This window comes from Desulfosarcina alkanivorans, assembly GCF_009688945.1.
Classification (GTDB): domain Bacteria; phylum Desulfobacterota; class Desulfobacteria; order Desulfobacterales; family Desulfosarcinaceae; genus Desulfosarcina; species Desulfosarcina alkanivorans.
On sequence record NZ_AP021874.1, the window covers coordinates 351691 to 373935 of the forward strand.

Consider the following 22245-nt stretch of genomic DNA (forward strand, 5'->3'; position numbering starts at 1 on the left):
GGGCCTATCCGTTTCATTCTTGTTCCATATCCTTTTCTATTGCCTTCCTGACCCGTTCAACAAGTTTGTCCCTTGTTTCATATGTATATTCATTAACGGGAATGGGCTTATGGATTATCAATTTCATATCGCCCGGTAAGATCCGCAGGCTTTCCTTGGGTAATATCTTTCTTCCTCCCGTCACGGTTACGGGAAGTACCGGCACCCCTGTCTCCAATGCCATAACGAAACCACCTTTTTTAAAACTTTGGAGTTTGCCATCCGGACTCCTCGTGCCTTCGGGGAAGAAGACCACAGAAGAACCGGCCCGTATCTTCTCACTATCTTCTCGCAAGCAATCCCGAATACGGGTATCTTTCTGAGTTCCATCTTCATAACCCATTTCAGCGGCAGGGGCAGATACCCTATCAGTGCGAACACATCATAGTAACTCTGGTGATTCGCCATCGTTATATATGACTGATTTTCATCTATAAATTCATGTCCGCTCACTGACATGGAAACCCCCGACAGCGCGAGATTCAACCTGCCCCAGAATCTGCTTATATGGTCTGCCCCATTCTGAGAATTAAAATACGCGGCAACTGCGGCCATGGTGGAGGCAACGACGGTATTCAATGCAATCAACACGATATTAACCTGGCAATTAAATAGATAAAGATTAAGCAGCATAAGCAATCTTTGGATGCTTAAAGTATTTTTTAACACGGCCAGGGAGTTTTTGAAGTTTTCTCAAATGTGAAATCGCTTTTTGGCTGAGTTCTTTTTTAGTTCTGGCGGGAACACCGGAATGTACGCCAGCTTTCAGGTCACAGTTCAAATATTCATCAGGGTTCAGTTCTGGTGAATACGATGGAAGAAAGAAGAGTTCGATCTCGCTTTCATGTTCTTCGAGCCAGTCTTTAACGATGTAGCTATGATGAACCTTCAAATTATCTACAATCAGAAAGATTTTCCTGTCAGCGCCTTTGATCAACCGCTCCATGAACTTGATCATCGTTTGAGAGTTCATCTTGTTTTTGTAGACCATGAAGCGAACTTTCCCCTGATTGGTGACCGAAGAGATCAAATTGACACGCTGGCATCTTGGATGAAGCTTTATAGCGGGTGTTTCTCCACGAGGAGCATAGCTCCTGCCATGGTAGCTGTCGTTGCACAGGCCGGTTTCGTCTCCCCAATGGATCTCTGCTTTTTCTTTTTTGGCGCGCTTGGCAATTTCTGGATATTCAGTGTCCAGCCACGCTTTTACCGCCTTTGGATTTTGTTTGTACGCTGTTTTCAATGGCTTTTGGGGTGTAAAGCCCCATCTTTTCAAATAATGCCCTACAGTTCGGATCGGCATCTCAACGGCCCAAAGCTGCTTGATGAGTTGCTGAACGGCAATGCGTGTCCACAAAGCAAAGGGCAGTTTCATTTGATCCGGGCACCTATCTCGTATTGCTTTTTGCAGTTCTTTTTCCTGCTCTTGCGTCAATGTGCGGCAGCTGCCCTTGGGGCGGCCTCGCTTTTTTATGGTTACTGCCGATCTGCCGTTTCGAAGATACGCCTTGTACCATTTGCAAACGGTAGTTTCGTGAACACCGGTAATCTCAGCGATTTCGCAGTACTTTCTTCCGGCTTTCCTAAGCCGGATCGCCTGATTCCGGAGCTGTTGCTGGGCCTCTGTGCTAAGTTTTCTCGCATCTGTCTTTTCCATGCAAAACTACATAGCACATTTTACTAATATATTGGAGTATTAATTGGCCGGGTTAATAAGAATCGGGCGATAGGCAGAAAAAGCGAAACGACGCACCTTCTTTTTTGCCTGCTCTCCTGTAAATTTATAAGAGGCAAAATCAATACGCGGCGTGTTACACATCATTATTCTCCTCTTTGAACTCTTTCGGATTGGGGTTCATGTAACGCGCAGTAAGGCCATTGCTGGTGCCGGCTATGCCTTGACTTCTATGCCTGCGTCAGCCAGCGCCCGTATTACGCCGACATGGGCCCATCCCCGTGCAGAGCCGCTGCCCAGCGCCAGGCCGATATTCTTCGGAAAACCGGAGTTATTCCCTGACATACTCACCGCCGATCTACTTGAGAAGTTGTTCCCCTAGATTTATCCGTCTCATTCTTGTTCGGAATATCTTGCACGTTTACCTCCATGCCTGACTGCAAACGCCCCGCTCCGCTGGTAACAACTTTGTCATCCTCAACCAAGCCGTCTGTCACTTCGGCATATTGGTTATCCGTGGCACTAATTTCGACCGTTCGCTTATGGGCCTTATTTCCTTCCACAACAAAAACGTAATAGGTGCCGCTGCCGGGAAGTCGTTGTAAGGCGTCACGGGGGACGGCAAGGGACCTTCTTTTCTCTACCGAAAGCTTCACCCTGGCATACATTCCGTCCACCAACTTCCCGGACGGATTCGGCACCTCGATTCTCACGCGGAAAGTACGCGTCTTTCGGTCCACCATTGGATTGACAACGGTTACTTTTCCTGAATACTCATGCCCCGGGAAAGCGTCTATCGTAATCAGCGCTACAGTTCCAATGGCAAGCCGGCCAATGTCTGCTTCCGGCAAATCGACATCCAAGTTCAGAGATGTTTGGCCCACGATTAGCAGAAGTCGGCTACCGGGGGCGACCGCCTGACCGATTTCCACATTTCTCTCCACTACAGTGCCGCCGATAGGCGATCGGATATCTGCATCCTTGAGATGTTCCAGCGCTGTCTCCAAGGCGGCCTTTGCCCGGTCTCTCTGGGCTTTGGCGTAGAACACCGCTTCCTTGGCGCTTTTGAAGGCCGCTTCTGCCGCGTCAAAGCGACTTTGCGGAATCACCTTTTCTTCCAGCAGTTCGATCGCGCGGCGGTATTCTTTCTCGGCCTGTTCAAACTGGGCATCAGCCTGCGGGATTGCTGCTTGCGCAGCCGCAAGCGCTGCCTGCGCCTGTTTGACGCCAAGATCAAAGTTTGTTCTGTCCAATTTAATAACGACCTCACCGGCTACGACAGGGTCCCCGATATCAACCAGCACCTGGTTTACCGGCCCCGCCACTTTGGGACTTAGCAGACTTGTCTCTCGGGCTTTGAGGGTACCGACGGCGTCGGTATCATCCGTGAATTCGTGCTGGACAACAGCTGCAATTGTGACAGGTATCACTTTGTCGACCGTATCCACGGCCACGTCTTTTTGCCATTGTTTCTTGGAAACCTGGACAACCAGGAGCGCAATAACAGCCGCTGCAATAACAATCGAAACATGTGCTCCCCACCGTTTCATTCGGCAAACTCCTTTTCTTTGATATCAAGCCGTTCCACCATTACAACGACTGCGTTATTAAGGGCAGCCAATGCAATGTTGTAATCAGAAATAGCCTGGGTGTGATTCGCTTCAGCTCGACTTAAGGCCGTACTGGCGTCTAATACATAGGTATTTGTGCCTTCTCCTGCCCGGTATCCGGATCTTGCCTGGCGGTAAGCCTCCATGGCTGACTTGAGTGCACTCTCAGCCGCCTCGATATTTTTTTCCGCTTTCCCAAGATCCAGGAAAGCCCGGCGTATCTCAAGACGAATGTGATCTGTCATTTTATCTCGCTGGATTCTCGTCTGCTCTTGTTGTGATCTCACCTCTCGGGCGGCACTGACTTCGTCAGTAAATTCGTGCGAGGCAACAGCTGCTATTTTGACAGGCAACGTTTTATCGACCGTATCTATGTCCACGCCCTTTTGCCATTGCTTCCTGGAAATCTGGACAACCAGGAGCGCAATAACAGCAGCCGCAATAGCAATCGATATATAGACTCCTCTTCGTTTCATTTAGCAGACTCCTTTTCCTCGCTATCAGGCGGCTCTATCACAATTACGCCCACTGCTCGATGAAGGGCGGCAAGGGCAACGTTGTAATCAAAAAGAGCCTGCGTGTGATTCGCTTCAGCTCGACTTAAGGCCGTGCGGACGTCTAACACGTCGGTGTTTGTGCCTTCTCCTGCCCGGTATCTGGCTCTTGCCTGGCGGTAAGCCTCCTTGGCTGTCTTCAGTGCACTCTCAGCCGCATCGATATTCTTTTCTGCTTTCCCTATGTTCAGGAAAGCCTGGCGTACCTCAAGACGAATGCGATCTGTCGTTTTATCTCGCTGGATACTTACCTGAGCCCGTTGTGATCTCGCCTCTCTGACCTTGGCAGCGGTTTTCCCCCAATTCCAGAGGGGAAGCTGTGCCCCTATTCCGACCGTCCAGTGGTCACCGCCTTCCAGATCCCGAAAATCGCCTTCCATATATTCGTAACGCCCTTCCAAGGCAATTGTAGGCAGGTATTCGCCTTTGGCCGCCTTGAGCGCCTGTTCTGCCGCTGCTACCTTGGAATCGATTGCGGAAAGTTCAGGACGTTGTGAAAGGGCCAACTCGGTGAGAGACGAAAGATCCGCTTCCGGCCTGGGCGACAGCGCCAAGGCTTCCGTGAGCTTGACCGATTCAGTAAGGGGGATGCTCAGCAAATGCTTAAGTGCAGAGTATGCCAAGTCGACAGCGTTGTCAGCGCCATTCAGCTCCTTGCGGGCATTGGCAAGTTCCGTTCGGGTGCGAAGCAGGTCAATTTCCGGATTCGCCCCTTTCTCCACCAGAATCGCCACGTCATGTTCATGCATCTCAAGAAGATCGACGGCCTCCACGGCAACACCTTGAAACGCTTCGGCCAATTGTGCGGTTCGATAAGCGCGTGTGACTTGGAAAACGACTTCCTCTTCAAGCGCTCTGTTTTCTTGAGCTTGAGCGTCTCGTGAATACTGGGACGCCTTGCGCGCCGCATCTAATCGCCCTCCCGTGAAAATGGGCTGCCGGATGACAAGCCCCGCCTTGTATTGGTCACGATCCATGAAGGTCAATGATTGCGGCCCCATTGCAAAGCTCAACTCCTCGTCCAGTCGTGTATAGGAAGCCTCCGCCCCCAAAAATGGGAGCATAGCCGATCTGGCCTGAGTTATCTTTGTATCGGCTTGAGTCAGGACTTCCCGGGTAAGGCGGATATCGTAATTCTGTTGCAACGCTATTTTCAGGCAATCACTTAACGACAGGTGTATGTACCCATCCTTTTCGAGCTTGCGAAGCGCTTCAGCGGGAGCAGAAGGACGGTGGCCTTCTATTTCCTTCGATTGTGCTGCGATTGCATCGGAATAGCCGCGGGGCGGATCGGCGGCAGCACCAATAGAAACACAACCCGCTGTCAGCAGCAATCCACCCCCCGCAAAAAGCATAACGATGGTGCGAACTGTCGTCCTTAAGGCTTTTTTCATTCGGCCATCACCCCTTTGAGAAACATGTCCCCGATCACCGGGGCATTCGCCTCGTATGAATGCCGTTCCGGATCTTCCAGCCAACAGAGGAGAAAAGCGTTGGTGATTCCCTCCAGGGCCACGGCCATATAGTAGGGATTCAGATCGCGAAGCATATTTTTGCGGATACCCTTTTTCAGTGTCGAAGCCAGTTGCTCTATCAATTCGTCATAAAGATTGCGGATGTCCTGGTCGAGACCAGACTTGATGTTGAAACTCGCCCCCCGAGTTTCAGCAAAATAGAGCCGCAACGTGGCAACGTCATCAGCAAAGACACCCGCTTTAGCGGAAATGTAGTCTTTGAGAATAGTCAGAACGTCACCTTCCCGTGAAAGGACACCGCTCAGGGTATGGTGATATTCCGCTGCCTTTTCCATTATGAGGGCCTTGTAGAGGTGCTCCTTGTTTTTGAAGAATTTGTAAAGCGTTCCGATGGCAAACTCTGCTCTCTTTGCAATCTCGTGCATGGATACGTTGTGGTATCCCTTCTCCGAGAAAAGCTCGAGTGCAGCTGCAAGCATCTGGCGACGATACCGAAGTTTTTCCCTTTCACGACGTGTGAGATTCTTGTTTTGCATTACCAGACCTCCGTTTCCTTAGGGGTAGCACAGATAATACGTGACGTCATGATTAGCAATATGACGTCACGTTCACCATGTTAATAGTGAACACGTTGGCTCTTTTTGTCAAGCGGAAAAACCAATAATAATCCGGATAAGGTCGCAAAGGTCTGCTCACGGGCGTAACCACTGGCCACTGGCAACTCTCTCCGCGTAAGACGGGCATGGCATCCAGTAGGTCCAGGCTGGAATCGAGGTGCGCCCGCACAGCACCGCCACCATCACCCGCTGGTACATGCTATGTCCGCCGGGCCGAAATCCTTCCAGCCGGTCGATGGGCGGCAGGTCGCGCTGCGGATCGGTGAAAGTCATCAGTTCCCCATGGATCAGATCCCAGTCGCCGGTCGGGCGGCCGAAGCGCGGCGTGCCGATCTCCTGCTGTCTGCGGGCGTCGGCCAGTGGATCGGCGGTGCCCCGGCCCAGGATCAGGCCCTCTGGCACTTCGAGCGCCGGGAAACCGGCGTGGAGGTGGTAGAGCCTGCCCCAGACCACGGCCGGTTCGATGCTGCGAGCCTGGGCGCAGAAGCGTTGATGGTTCCAGTAGCCCCGTTTCAGGGTGCCGTAGACGAAGAGCCGCAACAATTGCTGATTGGGGATTTCGGATTGAGGATTGATTGAAAATGTCATATGTTGCCTCCATGGATGCTGATGAGTTCAAAAACAGAACCAGAACTTTCGCGATCAGGGTGATCCGGTTGGTGGAAGCGTTGCCGAAAAACCAGACCGCGAAAGTGATTGGAAACCAGTTGCTTCGCTGTGGCACCTCGGTTGGCGCGAACTATCGAGCATCCTGTCGCGCCAAATCCCCAGCCGACTTCATCGCTAAGATGGCCATCGTCGAGGAAGAATGCGATGAATCCATCTACTGGATGGAGCTGATCGCCGAAGCCGGATTAATGAACGAGAAGCGCTTGACCGATCTGAAAAACGAAGCAAATGAAATCCTTTCCATGGTCGTCGCCTCCATAAAAACCGCCCGCTCCCGCAAGTAATCCGCAGTCCGCAATCCGAAATCATCAATCAGCTCGTCCCTTTGCGCTCCTGGGGGATGAAGCGGAACTCGCTGTTTTCGATGGCCCGCACATCCGCGTGGTGGATGGTGAGCATGGTCATGGGCGGCACCTCCAGCTCGCGCCAGCCCTTCTCGTTGTCCACGGCGAAGTCGATGAAAGCGGCCTCCGAGGCGTAGAGCACCACCCGGTGCTGGCGGTGGATGCGCAGGCAGAGTGGCTTGTTGCCCTTGAGCACGGTGATGGTGCCGGGGTCGAGGCGTGAGGTCAGCACGGCGCTCATTTGGCCGCGACAGAGGGCAAGCGCCTTCTTCAGCCCCTCCTGGTCGATGGGGCCTTCTGGCGCGAAGCGGTCGGCCAGGCGGAAGATCAGCTCGCTGTCCACCTCTGCGTAGCGCGGCAGCCTAAGGCGGCGGAACAGATAATCGGCGTTGTAGATGGTGCCGTTGTGAGTGCCGATGACGATCCCGGACCGGATGGGATGGTTGTTGCGGTTGTTGAACTCGTTGCCCCGGGTGCGCCAGCGGGTATGTCCCATGAGGATGGTGGTCTCGTTGTCGACCTGTCCGAGCAGCTCCTGGAACGGCTTCTCGTAGACCAGCTCGTGCGCCCGCATCGGCCGCTTGAAGATGCGGTGGCGGCCGTCGGTCTTGAGCCAGGCCAGACCGGAGGCGTGTGGGCCGCGCTCCTCGCTGTGCAGCAGCATGCGGATAAAGACCTCGCGCAGGTAATCCCGCTCGTCGGGCCGTCTGCGCTTGCGGCCGAAGATGATGCCTACTTGTCCGCACATGGAGCCGGGTCCTCCTTGCCGCCGAAGTTCTTGCCGAGCGGTCTCGTCCCTTCGAGGACAAAGGCCGCGTATTCGCGCCGGTGGTCCGCCAGCCATTCGGCCACCTCCGGGTAACCAATCTCGGCGGTCAACCGGGTCACCTCCGGGTGGTCGAGCATGTTGGTGCGCCCGGAGAGCCGCACCGTCTCCAGGGCTTCGAGGAAGCGTTCCGGCCAGGGATCGCTGGCCTTGTCGTCGGGCAGAAACTCGATCAGGCCGTGCCGGGCCAGACGGGTAAGAAACTCGGCCGCCGCAGCGGCGGCGTTCTCCGGCAACGGCTGGGTCGGCCCACCTTCGATGCCGGAGAGCACCTCGGTCATGTAGTCCCGGGGTGCTCGGCTGGCGGTAAACGGCGTCTGGCCGCGCATCAGCTCGACAACTTCGAGGCAGTCGGCGGCTTGCAGGGTTTCCCCGCTGCCGGGGATCGGCTCGCCGTCCAGCGTGGTGGAGCGGATCAGAATCTTCATTGGGCACCTCCTTAAACAGTGAGGCCGGGAACTTGCCCGGCCTCGTTGGTGAGAGTGGTGGTTGTTTCGTCCGGAAGGACGTCCTGCGGCTTTGGGCGTCCGTTCTTGAAGGCTGCGTCGCCGGGCATGTTGGCCATCAGATGCTTGCGGGCGGTCTTGAACTCGTCGCCGATCAGGCCGAGGTGGAGCAGGAAGACCCGGAAGTCGTACTTGGCGCTCTGGGGATCGAAATCCCGCTTGCGGCTGGAGGCTGCCCGACCGTTGAGCGCCTTGGCGGCGACGGCGAGGCAGAATTGCAGGTAGGCCTTGATCCGCCCCGCGTGGAGGGTCGCCTCGAACCAGCGGAACTCCACCGTGCCCCGGTACCAGACGTTGTGCAGGTTGACCCCGTGGTAGCGGCTGTTGTCGTAGTGCTGGGGCTGGCGGTTGTGGTAGCCGTACCAGATGCGGTTGAGCTGGTCCTTGGTACGAGGGCGATGCTGTTCGATGCGCTGGATCAGCTCGTCGCTGACCGGTCGGGTGTAGCGGTTGAGCCGGTCGCGGCTGATGCCGAGGGCGTGGAGGATCAGCGGCTCCTGCTTGTAGATGATCTTGGCCAGGTTACCCAGGTGCCTGCCGTCGAAGGGCGCGGCGTCGATATGGATGTGGATGCCGCACTGGCTGTTGATCTTGCCACCGGCGCGGCGGACGGCCCGGACCACCTCCTGCAGTTGCGGGATGTCGTCGTAGCCGAGCACCGGACTCACCACCTCGGCCCGCAGATGGGCCGGGACGCTGGTCAGGGAGGCGTCCCCCACCACCTTCCAGACGCGGCCGCGCAGGTCCTCGACCTCCCAGGGGTCATAGCTGCTGGGGATGCCGACATGGCGGACCGTGCCGCCCACCACCGAGTGGATGGCCCAGGCGATCTGCTCCCGGGTGCGTTTTACAGTCTCGATCTCGATCCCGTAGTGGATCTCTTTCAGGTTCATGCGTGCCTCCGTCGTTCGTGGCGCTTATAAGTCGTTGTCTGGCAAGGCTTTTCAGCCTCCGATTACACCATGAATGAATGCTTCTTTCCGGACACAAATCAAGTAGAAGAACAGCCGAAGACGACATTTAACACGTTTTTTTCAATAACTTGCGAGCTTGGACGGATTGGGCGGCGCACAGGCGGCAGAAACCCCGGAACGGGCTGGCCGTATCCGGGGTTTCTGGGTTGGCGGTGGCAGTGAGCCGGTCAGCCGGAGGCGGTATCGGAGGTGATCAGGCTGGCGTGCAGCTCGAGGTTGCGCGACTCATCGGCCCGCATCCGCGCCAGCAGCGCCGTGAAGGCCTCCGCTTCGTCGGTCGGGAGCTTTGATGCCCGTTCCAGCCGCGCCAGGCGCTGGTGCAGATTCTCCAGCAGTCCCAGGGCGTGGTCGCGGATCAGGCCGTCGCGCTTCTCCTGCGGCGTGGGGATGAACTCGGTCAGGCCGCCTTTGCGTCGAACGATCATGGCCGTGCCTCCTTAGCTCAGGGTCGCGCCCAGCGAATGGATGCGCGGGTAGATCAGCGGCGTGCCGGTCATCTCGGCCTTGTAGCGGACCTTGTTGCCGGTGTTGTCCGTGAAGGTTCGCACCAGGGTGTACTCGGTCCAGTTCTCGTCGATGGGCCGGGTGTCCTGGATGGTCATCGCCTCCCAGGTCAGGCCGCCGTCGTTGCTGGCGAACCATTGCAGGGTGGTGCCGCTGGGGATTTGCATCTGCACATAGGCCTTGGTCGATTCCACCCCCTGGGTCAGCTCATTCTCGCGGGTCAGGTAGGCCCCGGTGGTCTTGTTGAGGTAGCCCACCAGGTTGACGTCGCGGAAGTTGATGGCCGGGGTGTCGTTGGAAAGCGAGCTGCTCAGACGCACGCGGATCTGGACCCGGGTGGCGAGGTTGGGCAGCCGTTCCTCCTCGGCGGGAACCATGGCGTCCCAGGTCACGCCGCCGTCGGTGGAGTATTCCCAGTCGAGGCCGGTGCCCTGGGGGATGGCCGAGTATTCGTCGAGGTTGATGTCGGAGAACTGCACGCCGGTGATCGGCTGGAAGCGGATCATCCCCTCGGATTGGAAGTTGTAGCCATAGATCTTCATCGCCAGGTCGGAGCCGTTGAGCGGCGTCCAGGTCTCGGCATTGGAGCTCTCCAGCAGCACACCTTCCATGTAGGTCTGCCGGGTGATGATGCCCCAGCGGCCCATCTTGCCGAGGGTGGCGGTGCGGACCTTGTAATTGGTGCTGTTGGTCAGCAGCACCACGGAATAGCTGGTGTTGGCCTCGGCGTAGAACGGGTCGTCGAAGCGAATGCGGGTCTCGCCGCTCAGGCTGATCTCGTTCGGGGCCAGCACCTTCTCGGCGAACACTACGCCGTTGGGCAGACCGGTGGTGACGCCGCGAATCTGCACGGTGACCGGGATGCTCGGGTCCCTGGCGGTGAACTGCAGCCCGATGCTGGAGATCACCTGGTTTTGGGTGAAACTGAAGGTCTGGGCCAGCGGATCGCGGGGTACGAAGATGGTCTGAGTGCGCCAGACCACCTGCACCACGGGCACGCGGATGATGCGGTTCTCGATGATGCGCTCGATGCGGGTAATGACCAGCGGATCGTTAATCTGCAGGCTGGCCCGGGCCGAGTAGACGCCGTCGGCCATCTCCACGATGCGGTTGCCGTTGCGGGCGTTGGTCGGAATGGTGAAGGAGGCGCTGACCCGACCGGCCTCGTCGCTGATCAGGTTGCTGGCCATCACCTGGCCGTCGCAGCGCAGCACGATGCCGGACTTGCTCGGGGTGAAGTTGATGCCGGTGACGGCGATGCCGGTCTGGCCGCGCCGCCCGAGGTTGGGCGTGATCTGCAGCATGGCCGGGGGCTTGTCGAACACCGCGTAGGGGTTGATGTTGCGCTCCTCGGACCAGTCGTTCTGCTCCACCAGCACGGTCTCGTTGCCCGGCAGCAGCGCCAGGCTGCCGAAGAAGCTCGCGTTGCTGCCCGCCTGATCGACCGAGAGCACGGTGGAGTGCGGAATGCGGTCCGGCGCGACGAAGCGAGCAATCTCGTTCACCCGGGCGTCCCATTCGGCGTGGTAGATGTCCGACTGGGCGGTGTTCGAGAAGTCGTCCGAGTAGATGCCTTTCTTGGTCTGGGCGTCCCGGTTCTGCAGCTCGTTGTTCATCTGGTACTGGGCATCGTTGTATTTCAGGTCCTCGACGTCCTGAATGATGTCGTGGATCTGGTCCATGGTGATGCGGGTCAGGCCGAAGTTGCGGATCTCCATGTCGGTGGAGTTGGGCGGGCAGTCGATGCTGCACAGCCCCAGGGCGTTTTCCGGGACGATGGGCAGCTTCGGGAAATCCGCCGGAGCCCCTTCGAGCCGCTTGATCTCGGTGGTGGTGGCGTAAACGATGTCGCGGCGGCCGAGGTAATAGTCGTAGTCCAGGCTGCAGTTGGAGCCGTTCACCGGTTGGTCGCCGAGGCTGCCTCGGCCGAAGTTGATCACGTTGAGGTTGCCCAGCTCGAGCTGGACCGGCGACATGGTGAGTCCGGCCGTGTTGGTGGCCGGAGGCGAAGCGGTGCCGATCTCCTCGACGCCGTCATCGACATAGGAGAGCGCCTCGCTGCCCAGTTCCATCAGTCGCTTGTAGTCGGTGCGTGCGCCGTTGGTGGCGGCCCGGTAGACGCGATAGCCGGTCGCGCCGCTGACCGGTAGCCAGGAGAGCTTGTTCATCTCCCCGGCGGTGGTGGCCCGGGCAACGACCGCAGCGGCGTTGAAGGCCGTCTCGCCGGTGGCGTTGTAGGCGGTCACCAGATAGAAATAGTTTCCGGCCGCCGGATGGTTGGCCTGTCCGAACCAGCCGCTGTCCACGTAGTCGGTGCCCTTGACCATCTGCTTGGTGTAGGTCCAGCGCACCGTGTAGGTGGTGCCGATGGCCGGTTCGTTACCGGAGCCGAGCCAGTCGACATGGTTGCCCGACTGCTGCCAGTCCACGCCCTCCTGGAAGATGGTCGCTCCCTGGCTGACCTCGAGGATGTCCACTACGGGATTGGGATCGAGCAGGTCTTCGCCGCCGCCCACCGAGCCGCGAGTGACGTTGCGGGTAATCTCGACGATGGCCTCCACCTGGGTCGTCTCCTTGAGCGGGGTGGAGTTGACCGGATAGCGGCGCTTGTTGATATCGAAGGTCTTCTGCTCGCCGCGCACCGACTTGGTGGCGATGGATTTGGGCACCAGGGTCGAGGTGGGCAGATCGCGCTGATGCCGGAAGCCCTGGATGTAGGCGCGTCCGGCGTTGGTGATCGCCTCCACGCTGTCTTCGTCGACGCCGCCGATAAAGGTGTCGAAGCCACGCACCAGGTAGCTTCCGGCCTGGTCGAAGGTGCGCTCGGCCAGGTTCTGAATCAGGGAATTGAGTCCCTCGGCGGCGGCGAAGGAGAGCTGGTCCTCGGTGATCGATGAGACGGTGATCCGGCTGCCCGGCAGCGTGCCCAGCAGATCCCGCAGGTAGAGGTTGGACTTCTCCTGCACCGTGGGCGTGACGTCGGCGCTCTCGCGGTCGAACTTGTAGATCGGGATCACCCGGCGCTCGGCCACGTTGTTGGGCAGCGTCTGGCCGCTGGTGTCCGTCGCCTTGAGGGAGAGCGCCCATTTTTCCCGCTCGGCGGTGGGCTCGCCGGTGGCCGGATTGATCAGGGCCGGGTCCTGGGTGTAGCCGTAGTTGTACTTCAGCAGCTCCACGTAAACGTAATCGGCCCCGCTGGTGGTGGCCGGATCATAGGTCAGAGTCGCGCCGCTCACCTGTTCCAGATGGCCGTCGATGTAGACCACGCCCGGAGCCAGGGTCAGGACGTTGGCGGCCGCGCTGACCTCGAGGCCCATGATGATGGAGCCTTCCTTGAACAGGATGTCGGCGATCTTGCGCCGCTCCAGGTTGATGATGTCCTGCTGCTCGTTGAGTTCGGAATCCAGCAGGTCGCGATCCTGATGGTAGCGGATGCGCTTGTAGTTCTTGGTCGGGTCGAATGTCTCGCGTGAGATGCTCATGATTGAATCCTCCAGTTAGATCTTGATGATCCCGACCAGCTCCACGCGGGTGTCGGAAATCTTGTTGAAGTCGGGAATGTTCTTCACCTCGTACAGGTAGCCCGGACGCAGCACCTCGCCGGTCGGGTTGGTGTCCTGATGGAACACGCCGCCCATGGCGAGATCCCCGGTGGTGCTGGCCACGTACTGCACGTCGCCGCCGAAGAAGCCGTATTCGCGGATGGTGATGCCGTTGGCCTCGGCCTCGTCGAAGCGAAAAAAGATGCCGATGGTGTTGGTCTCCTCGCCGGTTTCGATGTAGCGCACGCCGTTGACCAGCAGCGCCCCCTCGGCGTCCTCCTTGAGGAAGGTCCGCTTGTAGTAGCGCTTGCGGGCGCGTTCGTTTCTGAGGCCGGTCTGGCCTATGTCCGGCGCGGGCGGATTCTGCGGGTCGGTGAAGCTGGCATCCCCGTCGCCGATGGCGCAGTGGGTGATGCCGTCCACGGCCTGGCCGAGGAGGAGTTTGGCCGTCAGTATCCGGCCGGTTTTGACGATGAGTCCCAGTGCCATTGCTGTTCTCCTTTAGGTCTGAATTTCGTGGTCTTGATCGATGAGCACCGCGAACAGGATCTGGCGCGTGTCGGCCAGCAGCCCGGCCGGGATCGCGATGCGCTGAACGGTGTCGAATCGGCTGATGTGTGCGCCGGACGTCCGGACGCTGGTGTCGATACTCCGCAGCCAGGGGCGCGTCACCCGCACCGCCGCGTCAACATCGACGCCCAGACGGCCATGGATGACGAGCCACAGGTCGGCGCTCCGGTTCAGGTGGTTGTTCACGCGAAGCGCGAGGTCGGATCGACGTTCGAGCCGATGGGCGACCCGCACCGCGCTGTCGGCCTGGACCATCACCGTTCGCCTGGCCGGTGCCCCGGAAAACAGCTCGAAAAGCGCTCCGGGTTGCGCCGCTCCAATGGCGAGCAGTTCCGGTCGCCGGATGCCTCTGCGGGTGGTGATTGATGCCAGTTGTCCCTTATGCACGGCCACGGCGAATCCTCCCGCTGAGCTTGAGCGCCTGACCACGGTTCATGGACACAAGCGTTTCCGGACGACGCTGACCGGTGATCCTGGTGACGGCTTTGAGCTTTCCGCTATGCGTTGCCATGGCGTTACTCCTTCACCGCGCACCAGCCGCCGGTGGTCAGGTTGAACACGCGGTAGCTGTCCGTTCCGATCTGAATGGTGTCTTCCGAGGCGACGTTGCCGCCGCCCACGGCGAAGATCTCGATGAGTTCGCCACGCAGTTCCTGGTAGGCGGCGGAGCCTGACATCGAGGCGAGCCAGGGAAAGAGGATGGTGGTGCCGTAGCGCATCTCTGGATCGGTTTCGCCCTGGAGCCCACCGTGGGCCGCGCCGCAGCGGCCCTGCTGGCCGGACGCGGAGGTCCAGCCGTCGAACTTGTTCACGGCGTAGAAGGTGCCCGGCGCGTTGTAGTAGCTGTTGACGACCGGCTGCGGGTCCTCGCCGATCTTGGCTCCCGAGGCGTAATCCCGAACGAGGGTTTCGACGGTGATGGTGTTTGGCGTGACGGCGGTGTCGATGGCGCTTACCCGCACGCGTTCGATGCCCGCGTCGTCCTTGATCACATAGTCCTGTCCGGGCGTGACCACGGTGGCGTCGTTGACCTGAAGCACCACGCCGCTTCCGGCGGTGACCGCCGCCTGCGTGAGCGCGATGGCCCCGGACCAGAACCGTTTCAGCAAGCCGCTGTAATGGCCGTAGTAGGTGGAGACGAGCTTGGTCACCACAAAGACGTGATCCAGGTCGGCGAACAGCCAGAAGATGAAGTCGGCGCTGTCCTCCACCCGCAGGTAGGTGTAGCTGGTGTGCGAAGCCTCGTTGACGCCGGTGTGGGTGGCCGCGTCCCAATACTGGAATGCCGCGACGTGAATCCGCCCGGAGGTGGTGCTGATACGGAACTGCAGATAGACGTCCTCGGCCCCGGATTCCCCGTGAGACTTGAAGACGAAATACGGCTGCGGGTCGGCCGACTGGTCGTCATGCAGGGTCCAGCCGGTGGTGGTCACCAGGAAGGTCCGCAGTTGATTGAGCAGGTCGAGCCGACCGTGGGCGAGTCCTTGAATACTGTGGTATGCCATGGCGGCCTCCTTAGAGAATCGGGTTTTCCGTGCCGGTCAGGCGCAGCTTGATGTCGAGTTTGTTTTGCACTGGGGTGCCCGGGAGCACGGTGCAACGCCGCCAGAAAGACAGCGTCTGCTGGAAGGCCTTGTCACCGAGATTGAGCGGTGCGCCCTGGGTGGCGGTGTCGAGTCCGGCCTGGGTCAGGGCCAGGCGGTACCAGACCGATTCGTCGGTGCCGGTCTCATCAATGGGATCGAGCACCAGCCCGGTGTAGTCGTAGCCGGAATAGACGGTCGTTCCGGCGTCGTGCGCGGCCGGAGCGGTGTTGGCCACGCCCCGCTGCACGGTGAGATTGGCGGTGCCGCCGCCGCTTTCGATGAGCATCTGCTCGCCGTCGATGATGATGAGTTCGCCGTCGGCAAAGCGCGGTTCGGCCAGGGCGATGGCGGTCTGCGCCGCGTCTATGGCCGAGGCGAGGCTCGTCTGCTCGTTGGCGACGTAGAGCTGCCGATCCTTGATGTCGCCGTCGGTGCCGTTGTAGCTCTCGGCCTCGGGGCGGCTGAAATCCCCCTCGGAAATCTGCTGGGTCAGCGCTTCGTCAAGATAGAGGTGAATCGCCATGGGTTCTCCTTCAGGTGGGCCACTGGGTGGCGCGATAGTTATTGGTGGCGGCCTCGAACCCGGCCTGCGTGGGCGCGTGCAGGTCCTGCTGACGGAACAGCCAACGGTAGGACGGCCGCGACCAGCGGAATCCGGCCTGGTTGAGGCGCATGCGGCTGACGCGCATCGGGCGGGTCCGGTCCACGGAGAGGCGCAGGCCGGTGGTGTTGAGCGGGCTCGCGCCCAGCTTCATGGTCTCGACCCGATGGCGCTGGAGAGAGCCCGTGTCCACGTAGACTTCAAGCGAGGCCCGTTCGCCGGTCAGATTCGCATTGCTCAGATACCGGGTGTTCAGGGTGTTCGCGTTGAGCCGGAACACAGGCCCTCTCCGCCGCCATCGGTCGATCCGGTCGACGGCCAGGGTGACGTCCGCGTCGCAGCCAGCGGTGGAGGCGAGCAGCAGATTGCTGATGCCGCCCTGGTTGGCGGTGAGATCGAGACCGTCGTTGAGCCTGGCACGGCCAAGCTGGAAGCAGAGGCGGTGACGAGATTCCAGCGGCAGGCGCAGGTCGTACTTGGCCTCCGCCCGTTCGACCGGTTCCGCTTGCGTGTCGAAAAAGAAGTCCTTCTGCCGAAAGCAGTAGCGCAGCGCGGTCTCGCCATGGGTCAGCGGCTTGCGGTTGAGATGGCTCTCGCCCAGCCCGAAGCCACTTTCCAGCACATCCCCTTCGAAGTCGCGGCCGGTGTAGATGGGCGTGCAGAAGGAAACCCGATCCTCGCCGACACGGGTGTACGGCAGCCGCCAGTCGTTGAGGGCCTTGTGGTTCAGGCGCATCCGGTTCTGGCGGCCGTGAAAACGGGAGACCTTCACGGCGGCCTGGTCGATTTCCGGGACCATTTCCGTGGTACTGGTGAGCTGCAGCAGCTCCCAGGCCCTCTGCTTGTTGGTCAGGTGACGGCAGGAACCGAGCGAGGAGCGGCCAAGGACGAAGGTCTCGTCGAGAAACGCCAGCACGATCCGGCGCACGGCGTTGGCGTGCCCGAAGTCGAGCATTGCGCCGCCTTCGATCCATTCCAGGAGGAACTGGAACCAGAAACAGCGCGTGCCCGCCGGGTGGTGAAATACCAGAGCGTCGCGCAGCCCCTCGGTCTGGTTGAGACAAAGCACGCGAAAAGCGCCGAGGCTGAACACCAGCCCGGGTAGTTTGGCGCTGCTGAGTCGGGAGCGGGCATTGAGACGCAGCGCCGAGCGGAAGGTTTCCTGGAGTTCCCCCTGCCAACCGAGCGCGTTAAAGTCGCGTTCGATGGCCGGAATGGTGCCCTTGCGGCGATAGATTTCGACCGCCTCCCGCACGCGGCGGCGCTGGCAGTCCGGCGAACAGGTGCCGTCCACTTCGAGGCCGACCAGTCTCGCCAGCAGCGGCAGGAAGCGCTCGTCGCAGTGATCGACATCGAAAATGGTCGGGAAGTCGTCGATGGCCTGCTTGAGCTCGTCCAGCGTCCCGGCGGGAAGGCTCAGAAAGGTGCGCAGGTCACCGGCTTCGTCGTTGTGCTCGTAAAGCGGCGGCAGCAGGCCGAGCAGATTGTCCTTGAACCAATCAGACATCAACCGGCCCTCCGCAGATCGAGGTTGACGGTGCCGAGAACCGGGATTTCGCCGTGGCGCAGCTCGATATCCTGCTGCGGCGCGTAGAGATGCATGTGGCTGACGCCGCGCACTCCGTCGATCAGGGCGACGAGGTCGGAGAAGTGAATGGTCTGGCCGAAGGAGACCCGGTCGAAGGAAAAGAAATCGGTGAGCGAGGCTTCGATGCGGCTGCGCACGTTTTCCAGCGGTTCACCGGGCCAGACGTAGACCTCGGCGTCGATGGAAACGGGCCGGTAGATCGGGTCGAACAGGTTGATCTCGACCGTGATGACCTTGCGGCGTTCGAGAAACTCCGCGAGGTCCCGCTTGAGCAGCGCCGAGGGCATGCCGCCGCCATTGGGGGCGATGGCCAGTTGGACGTTGTAATAGCGGATGTTCTGACAGGCATTGGTGTCGAGCACCTTGGCCTTGGCGACGCCGGGGTAGCCCTCGGCGAGGGCCTGGTAATCCTCCAGGGTGACGGCCTTCCAGAGACTGCGCAGCTCCGCCGGTGCCTGTCGGCGGGCGTGTTCGAGTGCTTCCCGCGAAGCGCCACCGGTGGCGGGCACCGGGTTGGTGACGGTCAGGGAGACCTGGCCTCCGTCAAGGTAGATCGGGCTCAGCAGTTGAGTGATCCGGTTCGGACCGAGATTGCCCTGGTCCCCGATGGTCTGCAGATAGCTGACGGCGATGGCGCTTCCCTGAGCGGGTACAGCGCCGCTTTGCCCGTCGCCGAAAATCAGGGTGGAGATGTCGAGGGCGTCCAGGTCGGCCATGAAATGACGGCTGTCGGCCAGGCTGTCCTGAAAATGATCGACCTCGCTCCAGGCGTCGTCCCCCACCGTAACGGTGATGGTGCCCTGGGCGATGACGTCGCCGGTCAGGCGGATGCGCTGGAATGGCAGCCCCGTCGAAGTGAAGGTCTCGGTGCGGCGCACGCCTTGCCGACCTGGGATGTCCACCGAGAGTAGGCCTCGCGGGATCAAGCCGTCCTCGACCGTCTCGAAATCCGCCTCGCCGTCACTCAGCAATGCGCGGCAGGCCGTCCCCGCCGGAATGGTCAGATCCTTGCCAAGCGGGGCGGAGAGCCGGAAGCGCAGCGTGGTGGTGGAGGACACCGGCGAATCCAGCCGGTAGCCGATGAGTTTGCAGAGGTTGATGACGTTCTGGCGCTGGCGGGCCGTGGGCAGAAAGGCCTCCGCCGCCTGGGCGTCCAGGTAATAGGCCAGCATGTCGCCCACGCCGCAGAACAGATCGAGCAGGACGACGCCGAGATCGGAGTGATTGAAATCGGTCCAGCGGTCGGTGAGCTGCGGGATTTTCGCCAACAACTCCTGGCGGATCGATTCATAATCCTTGTTGATGTATCCGATGCTTGCGCGGCCCATGGTTTCTCCGGTTTTCGGCGGTTATGCGAGAGCGCCTGATGCTCTCGCCACGCCGGTTACTTACCGGAAGGGGCCTGGATGTGTCGGAGGCGGGATGCCTCAGAGCGGGCCGCGCAGTTGCCAGACGGGATTGGGCTGTCCGGAGGTGTTGTTGAGGTAGTGGGATTCTTTCTTGCCCTCGAAATAGAACAGACCGATGCGGCCCGGCTCCAACGTGGTGATCCGGTGAACGGTGCCAGCGGCGTTGTCTTCCGCCTGACTCTGTGTGTCGAATCCCAGACCGCTCGCGGCCAGATAGAGGGCGTGCTCGGCCTGGGGCGCTTCGGTTTCGAGCGCTCCCTCAAATGTCAGGTAATGGCCGTGGTTGTCACCTGGATCGCTGACGATCCACTTGCCGTTGCGGTCCTGATAGGCTCCCTCGATGTAGGCGACTTCGTATTCTCCCGCTGGCCAGATGAAGGAATCATCTGGATCAGGGCTCATCTCGGCTGCGTCGAACCAGAGCAGATTGAACAGCGAGCGAACGTCCGGCGACAGGCGCACGCTGCGCACCGGCGGCGGTTCCGGCTCGGGCTCCGGCTGGGGATAGCTGGGTGCGGGATTGTTCGGGTCTTCTCTGTAGAAGGGATAGACCAGGTTGCCGTCCACCTGGCTCTGGATCACCCGGTAGGCGATATGCACCAGCAGCAGGTTGCCGTCGATGTTCAGCGGCCGGTCGTCGAAGCGCACCTCAGTGATGATCACCCGCTTTTCCCAGCGCTTGATGGCGTCGATCACGTAATGGCGCAGCAGGCCCTTGAGCACCTCGTCGTTCTGTTCGAACACCAGATCCTTCAGCCGGGAGCCGAACTCCGGATTCATGAAACGTTCGCCGATCCGGGTGCCGAGGATCTGCAGGATGCTTTCGCGGATATGCTCGTGCTCACGTGAGGTGGCGGTCGAGACCTGGGTGCCGCCGGATAGCGACTGAAACCGGAACGGGTAACGCAACCCCTTGCCTAGAAAGTCGTAGCTCATCAGGCACGCTCCTCGCAGTCGATGCCGCACTGTCCCGAGCAGCCATTTTCCGGTGCGCCGTCGTCGACGGCTTCTCCCAGGAATCGGATCACCAGATCCAGTCCGCTCTTGAGTCCCAGATGGATGGTGCCGTCCGCCTCGATCAGTCCGCCGTGGCCGGACTGGCCGCACTGGAATCCCTTGGCTCCGCCGGAGAGCAGACGGACAGCGATGGTTTCGCCGATGCCCTCGATGCGGCCGATGCCGATGATGTCGATAGGTCCGGCCGGGTTGATCAGGGTGATGAACCGCTCCCGGTGATCGACGTCGAGGCGGATGCCCTCGGGCAGAACCACCGCGAAGCGTTCCGCGCCCATGGCGGTCGGCTCGATCCCGGCAGGCAGTCCGCTGATACCGGCTGCCTCCTGGGTCGAACGCAGATAGGACTCGACCAGGGTGTAAAGGCGTCCCGGGGCGACCTCGATTGCCGTGCCGGGTCCGGGAGTGACGACCTGCTGTTCCCCTGCGTCGATGACGCAGATTCGCTGATCGTCAGTGGTCCGCAGGATCATGCCGTCGGGCAAGGTGAATAGCCGGTTGCCGTCCGGCAGATCACGGGGCTCGGTGCCCGCTGGTAGTTCGACGAAGGGATAGAAATCGGGCTCCGGCTCGACCTGTACCTGATCCAAATACTCCTGGGTCTTGGCCTGCTGGGCTTCCAGATAGGCCTGGGCCTGGCCGCGCATCGCCTCCGAGGCAGCGTGACCGGCCTCCAGCAACGTGCGGATGCCGGAAAGTTCTTCACGGATGCCGGACAGGTGATCGCAGAGCGCTCGCAGCACATACTGCTGTTCGCCGGAATCGGTCTGTTCGATGGTGGCCTGCAAGTCGGCGGGTTCTTCGGAAATCATGGAAAACCTCCATTACATGCCGACATTGGCGGGTTGGGATTGATAGCTCATGGCGTTGACCGGCGTCACTGTCCCGGTCGCGCCGTCGATTTCGAATACGGTCCAGACCGTGCCCGGGGCGTTGGGAACGGTGAAGGTCTGCTCACGGCCATCGCTCAGGAACACTTTCACCGATGCTCCGGACTGCGCCAGGCCGGTGCTCGGATTGGCGTTGCGGTTGGTGTAGTCGTGGACCGCGTAACGGTAGACGCCGGGGATGAGCCGATGGATGGTGATGGTCTCCGGCCCGTAGGAACTGGTGTCGTCCACGTCCAATTCCGCCGCCTCGTTTTCGATGGTGTGGGAATAGAACACATGGAAGCGACTGCCCGATGGCGTCGGTCCGGTGAGATGGGAATCGAGATCCCGGGGGTTCAGGCCCCACTGCAACACGATGCGAGCGACCTGGCCGTCGAGCTCGGGCGAGAGAACGATCTGGATGTCGCCGGAGGTGTTGGGGTCGGCGTTCACCCAGCCATGCCAGGCGATGTATCCCGGCGCGGTGACCTCCACGTAATAGAACCCCTCGGGTACGGACAGCTCGAACCCGCCATAGGCGTTGGCGAAGGTCTGGTACGCAGCCGGGCCGGTTTCCGAGCGGCGGAATTCGATCAGCGCGTTGCCGACACCGCTGGTGTTGAGGGCGTTGACCACCGTGCCACTGAGGAAAACCGATGCTCCGCTGGCAAAGTCCGGGTGGTCGGCGAACCAGGACGGATCGCGGACCTCCACCAGTACATGGCGGAGGCTGTCCAGGACCGAGGATCGCCAGACCATGAGCACGGCGTTGCCGATGGTCCAGCCGCAGCGAATGACGCCATCCGGCCCGATCTCCGCGACCTCCGGATTGCTGGAGGCAAAGACCGGGACGTTCACGTCGCCGCGCAGGGAGAGCGGAATCCGTTGCTCGAACTCGCCAGCGGAGAGGCGGATGGAGCGAGGCTGTGCCTCCCAGTGGCTGAAGGCTGCCGGGGCATCCGTCATGAAGGTACCTCCACCGGTGCGGAGACGCCGCCGCCATAGACCTCGACCTGAACGTGCCGCAGGCTGAGCCGCTCGGGCGAATCCCAGACCAGAATCATGGCCGCTCCGGGAACGAAGCCGCATTCGACATTGCCGTCCTGATCGACACTGGCCACGTCGGGATTGGACGATTCGAACACCGGCGCTTCGGGCAGACCCCGGATCGAGAGCGGAATGCGCTGAACGAATGGGGATCGCGAGACCCGGATCAGTTTCGGGAAAACATCCCAGTAGTGCGGTTCCTGCGGCTGTTCGAGATTGTTCATCG

The 22245-nt window shown here is 60.2% G+C and carries 24 protein-coding genes and 1 pseudogene; 1 reads left to right on the forward strand and 24 read right to left on the reverse strand.

Going from position 1 to position 22245, the window contains the following annotated elements; all coding sequences use genetic code 11:
• Positions 1 to 13: 13 nt before the first annotated feature.
• The 8 genes and pseudogenes from DSCA_RS33100 to DSCA_RS01610 all read right to left on the reverse strand — a co-directional run bounded on the left by DSCA_RS33100 (position 14) and on the right by DSCA_RS01610 (position 6558).
• Positions 14 to 672: pseudogene (locus DSCA_RS33100) on the reverse strand (lysophospholipid acyltransferase family protein).
• On the reverse strand, positions 662 to 1696 hold the full coding sequence (locus DSCA_RS01585) for an IS630 family transposase (protein WP_155314775.1): 1035 nt from the start codon (positions 1694 to 1696) through the stop codon (positions 662 to 664). Before DSCA_RS01585 ends, DSCA_RS33100 begins: the two are co-directional and overlap by 11 nt.
• Positions 1697 to 1735: 39 nt before the next feature.
• The gene (locus DSCA_RS32830) at positions 1736 to 1861 is read right to left on the reverse strand and encodes a hypothetical protein (protein ID WP_269434634.1); all 126 of its coding nucleotides are present in this window, start codon (positions 1859 to 1861) and stop codon (positions 1736 to 1738) included.
• A 200-nt stretch (positions 1862 to 2061) separates the two neighbouring features.
• Positions 2062 to 3264: an efflux RND transporter periplasmic adaptor subunit gene (locus DSCA_RS01590; RefSeq protein WP_155314776.1), complete on the reverse strand. Its 1203-nt coding sequence runs from the start codon at positions 3262 to 3264 to the stop codon at positions 2062 to 2064.
• Positions 3261 to 3800, reverse strand: a complete 540-nt coding sequence (locus DSCA_RS01595) for a TolC family protein (RefSeq protein ID WP_155314777.1) — start codon at positions 3798 to 3800, stop codon at positions 3261 to 3263. Before DSCA_RS01595 ends, DSCA_RS01590 begins: the two co-directional genes overlap by 4 nt.
• A complete protein-coding gene (locus DSCA_RS01600) occupies positions 3797 to 5272 on the reverse strand; it encodes a TolC family protein (protein WP_155314778.1) in 1476 nt (491 codons plus the stop codon). Before DSCA_RS01600 ends, DSCA_RS01595 begins: the two co-directional genes overlap by 4 nt.
• Positions 5269 to 5889 (reverse strand): TetR/AcrR family transcriptional regulator, encoded by a 621-nt coding sequence (locus DSCA_RS01605; protein ID WP_155314779.1) that lies wholly within the window; start codon positions 5887 to 5889, stop codon positions 5269 to 5271. The genes DSCA_RS01600 and DSCA_RS01605 overlap by 4 nt, the downstream gene beginning before the upstream one ends.
• A 156-nt stretch (positions 5890 to 6045) precedes the next feature.
• Complete coding sequence (locus DSCA_RS01610; RefSeq protein ID WP_155314780.1) at positions 6046 to 6558, reverse strand: gamma-glutamylcyclotransferase family protein; 513 nt, start codon at positions 6556 to 6558, stop codon at positions 6046 to 6048.
• Here DSCA_RS01610 and DSCA_RS01615 point away from each other — a divergent pair.
• Positions 6552 to 6923: a four helix bundle protein gene (locus tag DSCA_RS01615; RefSeq protein WP_197904713.1), complete on the forward strand. Its 372-nt coding sequence runs from the start codon at positions 6552 to 6554 to the stop codon at positions 6921 to 6923. The genes DSCA_RS01610 and DSCA_RS01615 overlap by 7 nt on opposite strands.
• Positions 6924 to 6951: 28 nt before the next feature.
• Here DSCA_RS01615 and DSCA_RS01620 read toward each other — a convergent pair whose 3' ends face one another.
• The 16 genes from DSCA_RS01620 to DSCA_RS01690 all read right to left on the reverse strand — a co-directional run bounded on the left by DSCA_RS01620 (position 6952) and on the right by DSCA_RS01690 (position 22243).
• Positions 6952 to 7731, reverse strand: coding sequence for a class II glutamine amidotransferase (locus DSCA_RS01620; protein ID WP_155314781.1), 780 nt, complete (start codon positions 7729 to 7731; stop codon positions 6952 to 6954).
• The gene (locus tag DSCA_RS01625) at positions 7716 to 8237 is read right to left on the reverse strand and encodes a DUF5049 domain-containing protein (RefSeq protein WP_155314782.1); all 522 of its coding nucleotides are present in this window, start codon (positions 8235 to 8237) and stop codon (positions 7716 to 7718) included. Before DSCA_RS01625 ends, DSCA_RS01620 begins: the two co-directional genes overlap by 16 nt.
• Before the next feature lie 11 nt (positions 8238 to 8248).
• Positions 8249 to 9208 carry an amidoligase family protein gene (locus DSCA_RS01630; RefSeq protein ID WP_011367788.1) on the reverse strand — a complete coding sequence of 320 codons (960 nt, stop codon included), beginning with the start codon at positions 9206 to 9208 and terminating at the stop codon, positions 8249 to 8251.
• A gap of 248 nt (positions 9209 to 9456) precedes the next feature.
• Positions 9457 to 9714, reverse strand: a complete 258-nt coding sequence (locus tag DSCA_RS01635) for a hypothetical protein (protein WP_022993020.1) — start codon at positions 9712 to 9714, stop codon at positions 9457 to 9459.
• Between the two features lie 12 nt (positions 9715 to 9726).
• The gene (locus DSCA_RS01640) at positions 9727 to 13275 is read right to left on the reverse strand and encodes a DUF4815 domain-containing protein (protein ID WP_155314783.1); all 3549 of its coding nucleotides are present in this window, start codon (positions 13273 to 13275) and stop codon (positions 9727 to 9729) included.
• A 15-nt stretch (positions 13276 to 13290) separates the two neighbouring features.
• Positions 13291 to 13824: a hypothetical protein gene (locus DSCA_RS01645; protein ID WP_155314784.1), complete on the reverse strand. Its 534-nt coding sequence runs from the start codon at positions 13822 to 13824 to the stop codon at positions 13291 to 13293.
• 12 nt (positions 13825 to 13836) lie between these two features.
• Positions 13837 to 14292, reverse strand: coding sequence for a hypothetical protein (locus DSCA_RS01650; RefSeq protein ID WP_197904714.1), 456 nt, complete (start codon positions 14290 to 14292; stop codon positions 13837 to 13839).
• Positions 14285 to 14416 carry a hypothetical protein gene (locus tag DSCA_RS32835; protein WP_269434635.1) on the reverse strand — a complete coding sequence of 44 codons (132 nt, stop codon included), beginning with the start codon at positions 14414 to 14416 and terminating at the stop codon, positions 14285 to 14287. The genes DSCA_RS01650 and DSCA_RS32835 overlap by 8 nt, the downstream gene beginning before the upstream one ends.
• Before the next feature lie 4 nt (positions 14417 to 14420).
• Positions 14421 to 15410: a hypothetical protein gene (locus DSCA_RS01655; protein WP_155314786.1), complete on the reverse strand. Its 990-nt coding sequence runs from the start codon at positions 15408 to 15410 to the stop codon at positions 14421 to 14423.
• A 10-nt stretch (positions 15411 to 15420) separates the two neighbouring features.
• Positions 15421 to 16014, reverse strand: a complete 594-nt coding sequence (locus DSCA_RS01660; protein WP_155314787.1) for a hypothetical protein — start codon at positions 16012 to 16014, stop codon at positions 15421 to 15423.
• Between the two features lie 10 nt (positions 16015 to 16024).
• Complete coding sequence (locus DSCA_RS01665; protein ID WP_155314788.1) at positions 16025 to 17599, reverse strand: phage tail protein; 1575 nt, start codon at positions 17597 to 17599, stop codon at positions 16025 to 16027.
• Entirely contained in the window at positions 17599 to 19008 is a 1410-nt protein-coding gene (locus DSCA_RS01670; protein WP_155314789.1) for a baseplate J/gp47 family protein, read from the reverse strand. Before DSCA_RS01670 ends, DSCA_RS01665 begins: the two co-directional genes overlap by 1 nt.
• 99 nt (positions 19009 to 19107) lie before the next feature.
• Positions 19108 to 20025, reverse strand: a complete 918-nt coding sequence (locus tag DSCA_RS01675) for a GPW/gp25 family protein (RefSeq protein ID WP_155314790.1) — start codon at positions 20023 to 20025, stop codon at positions 19108 to 19110.
• Complete coding sequence (locus DSCA_RS01680; RefSeq protein ID WP_155314791.1) at positions 20025 to 20915, reverse strand: hypothetical protein; 891 nt, start codon at positions 20913 to 20915, stop codon at positions 20025 to 20027. The genes DSCA_RS01675 and DSCA_RS01680 overlap by 1 nt, the downstream gene beginning before the upstream one ends.
• A gap of 12 nt (positions 20916 to 20927) precedes the next feature.
• A complete protein-coding gene (locus tag DSCA_RS32375) occupies positions 20928 to 21938 on the reverse strand; it encodes a carboxypeptidase regulatory-like domain-containing protein (RefSeq protein WP_155314792.1) in 1011 nt (336 codons plus the stop codon).
• Positions 21935 to 22243 carry a hypothetical protein gene (locus DSCA_RS01690; protein ID WP_155314793.1) on the reverse strand — a complete coding sequence of 103 codons (309 nt, stop codon included), beginning with the start codon at positions 22241 to 22243 and terminating at the stop codon, positions 21935 to 21937. The genes DSCA_RS32375 and DSCA_RS01690 overlap by 4 nt, the downstream gene beginning before the upstream one ends.
• Between the last annotated feature and the right edge of the window lie 2 nt (positions 22244 to 22245).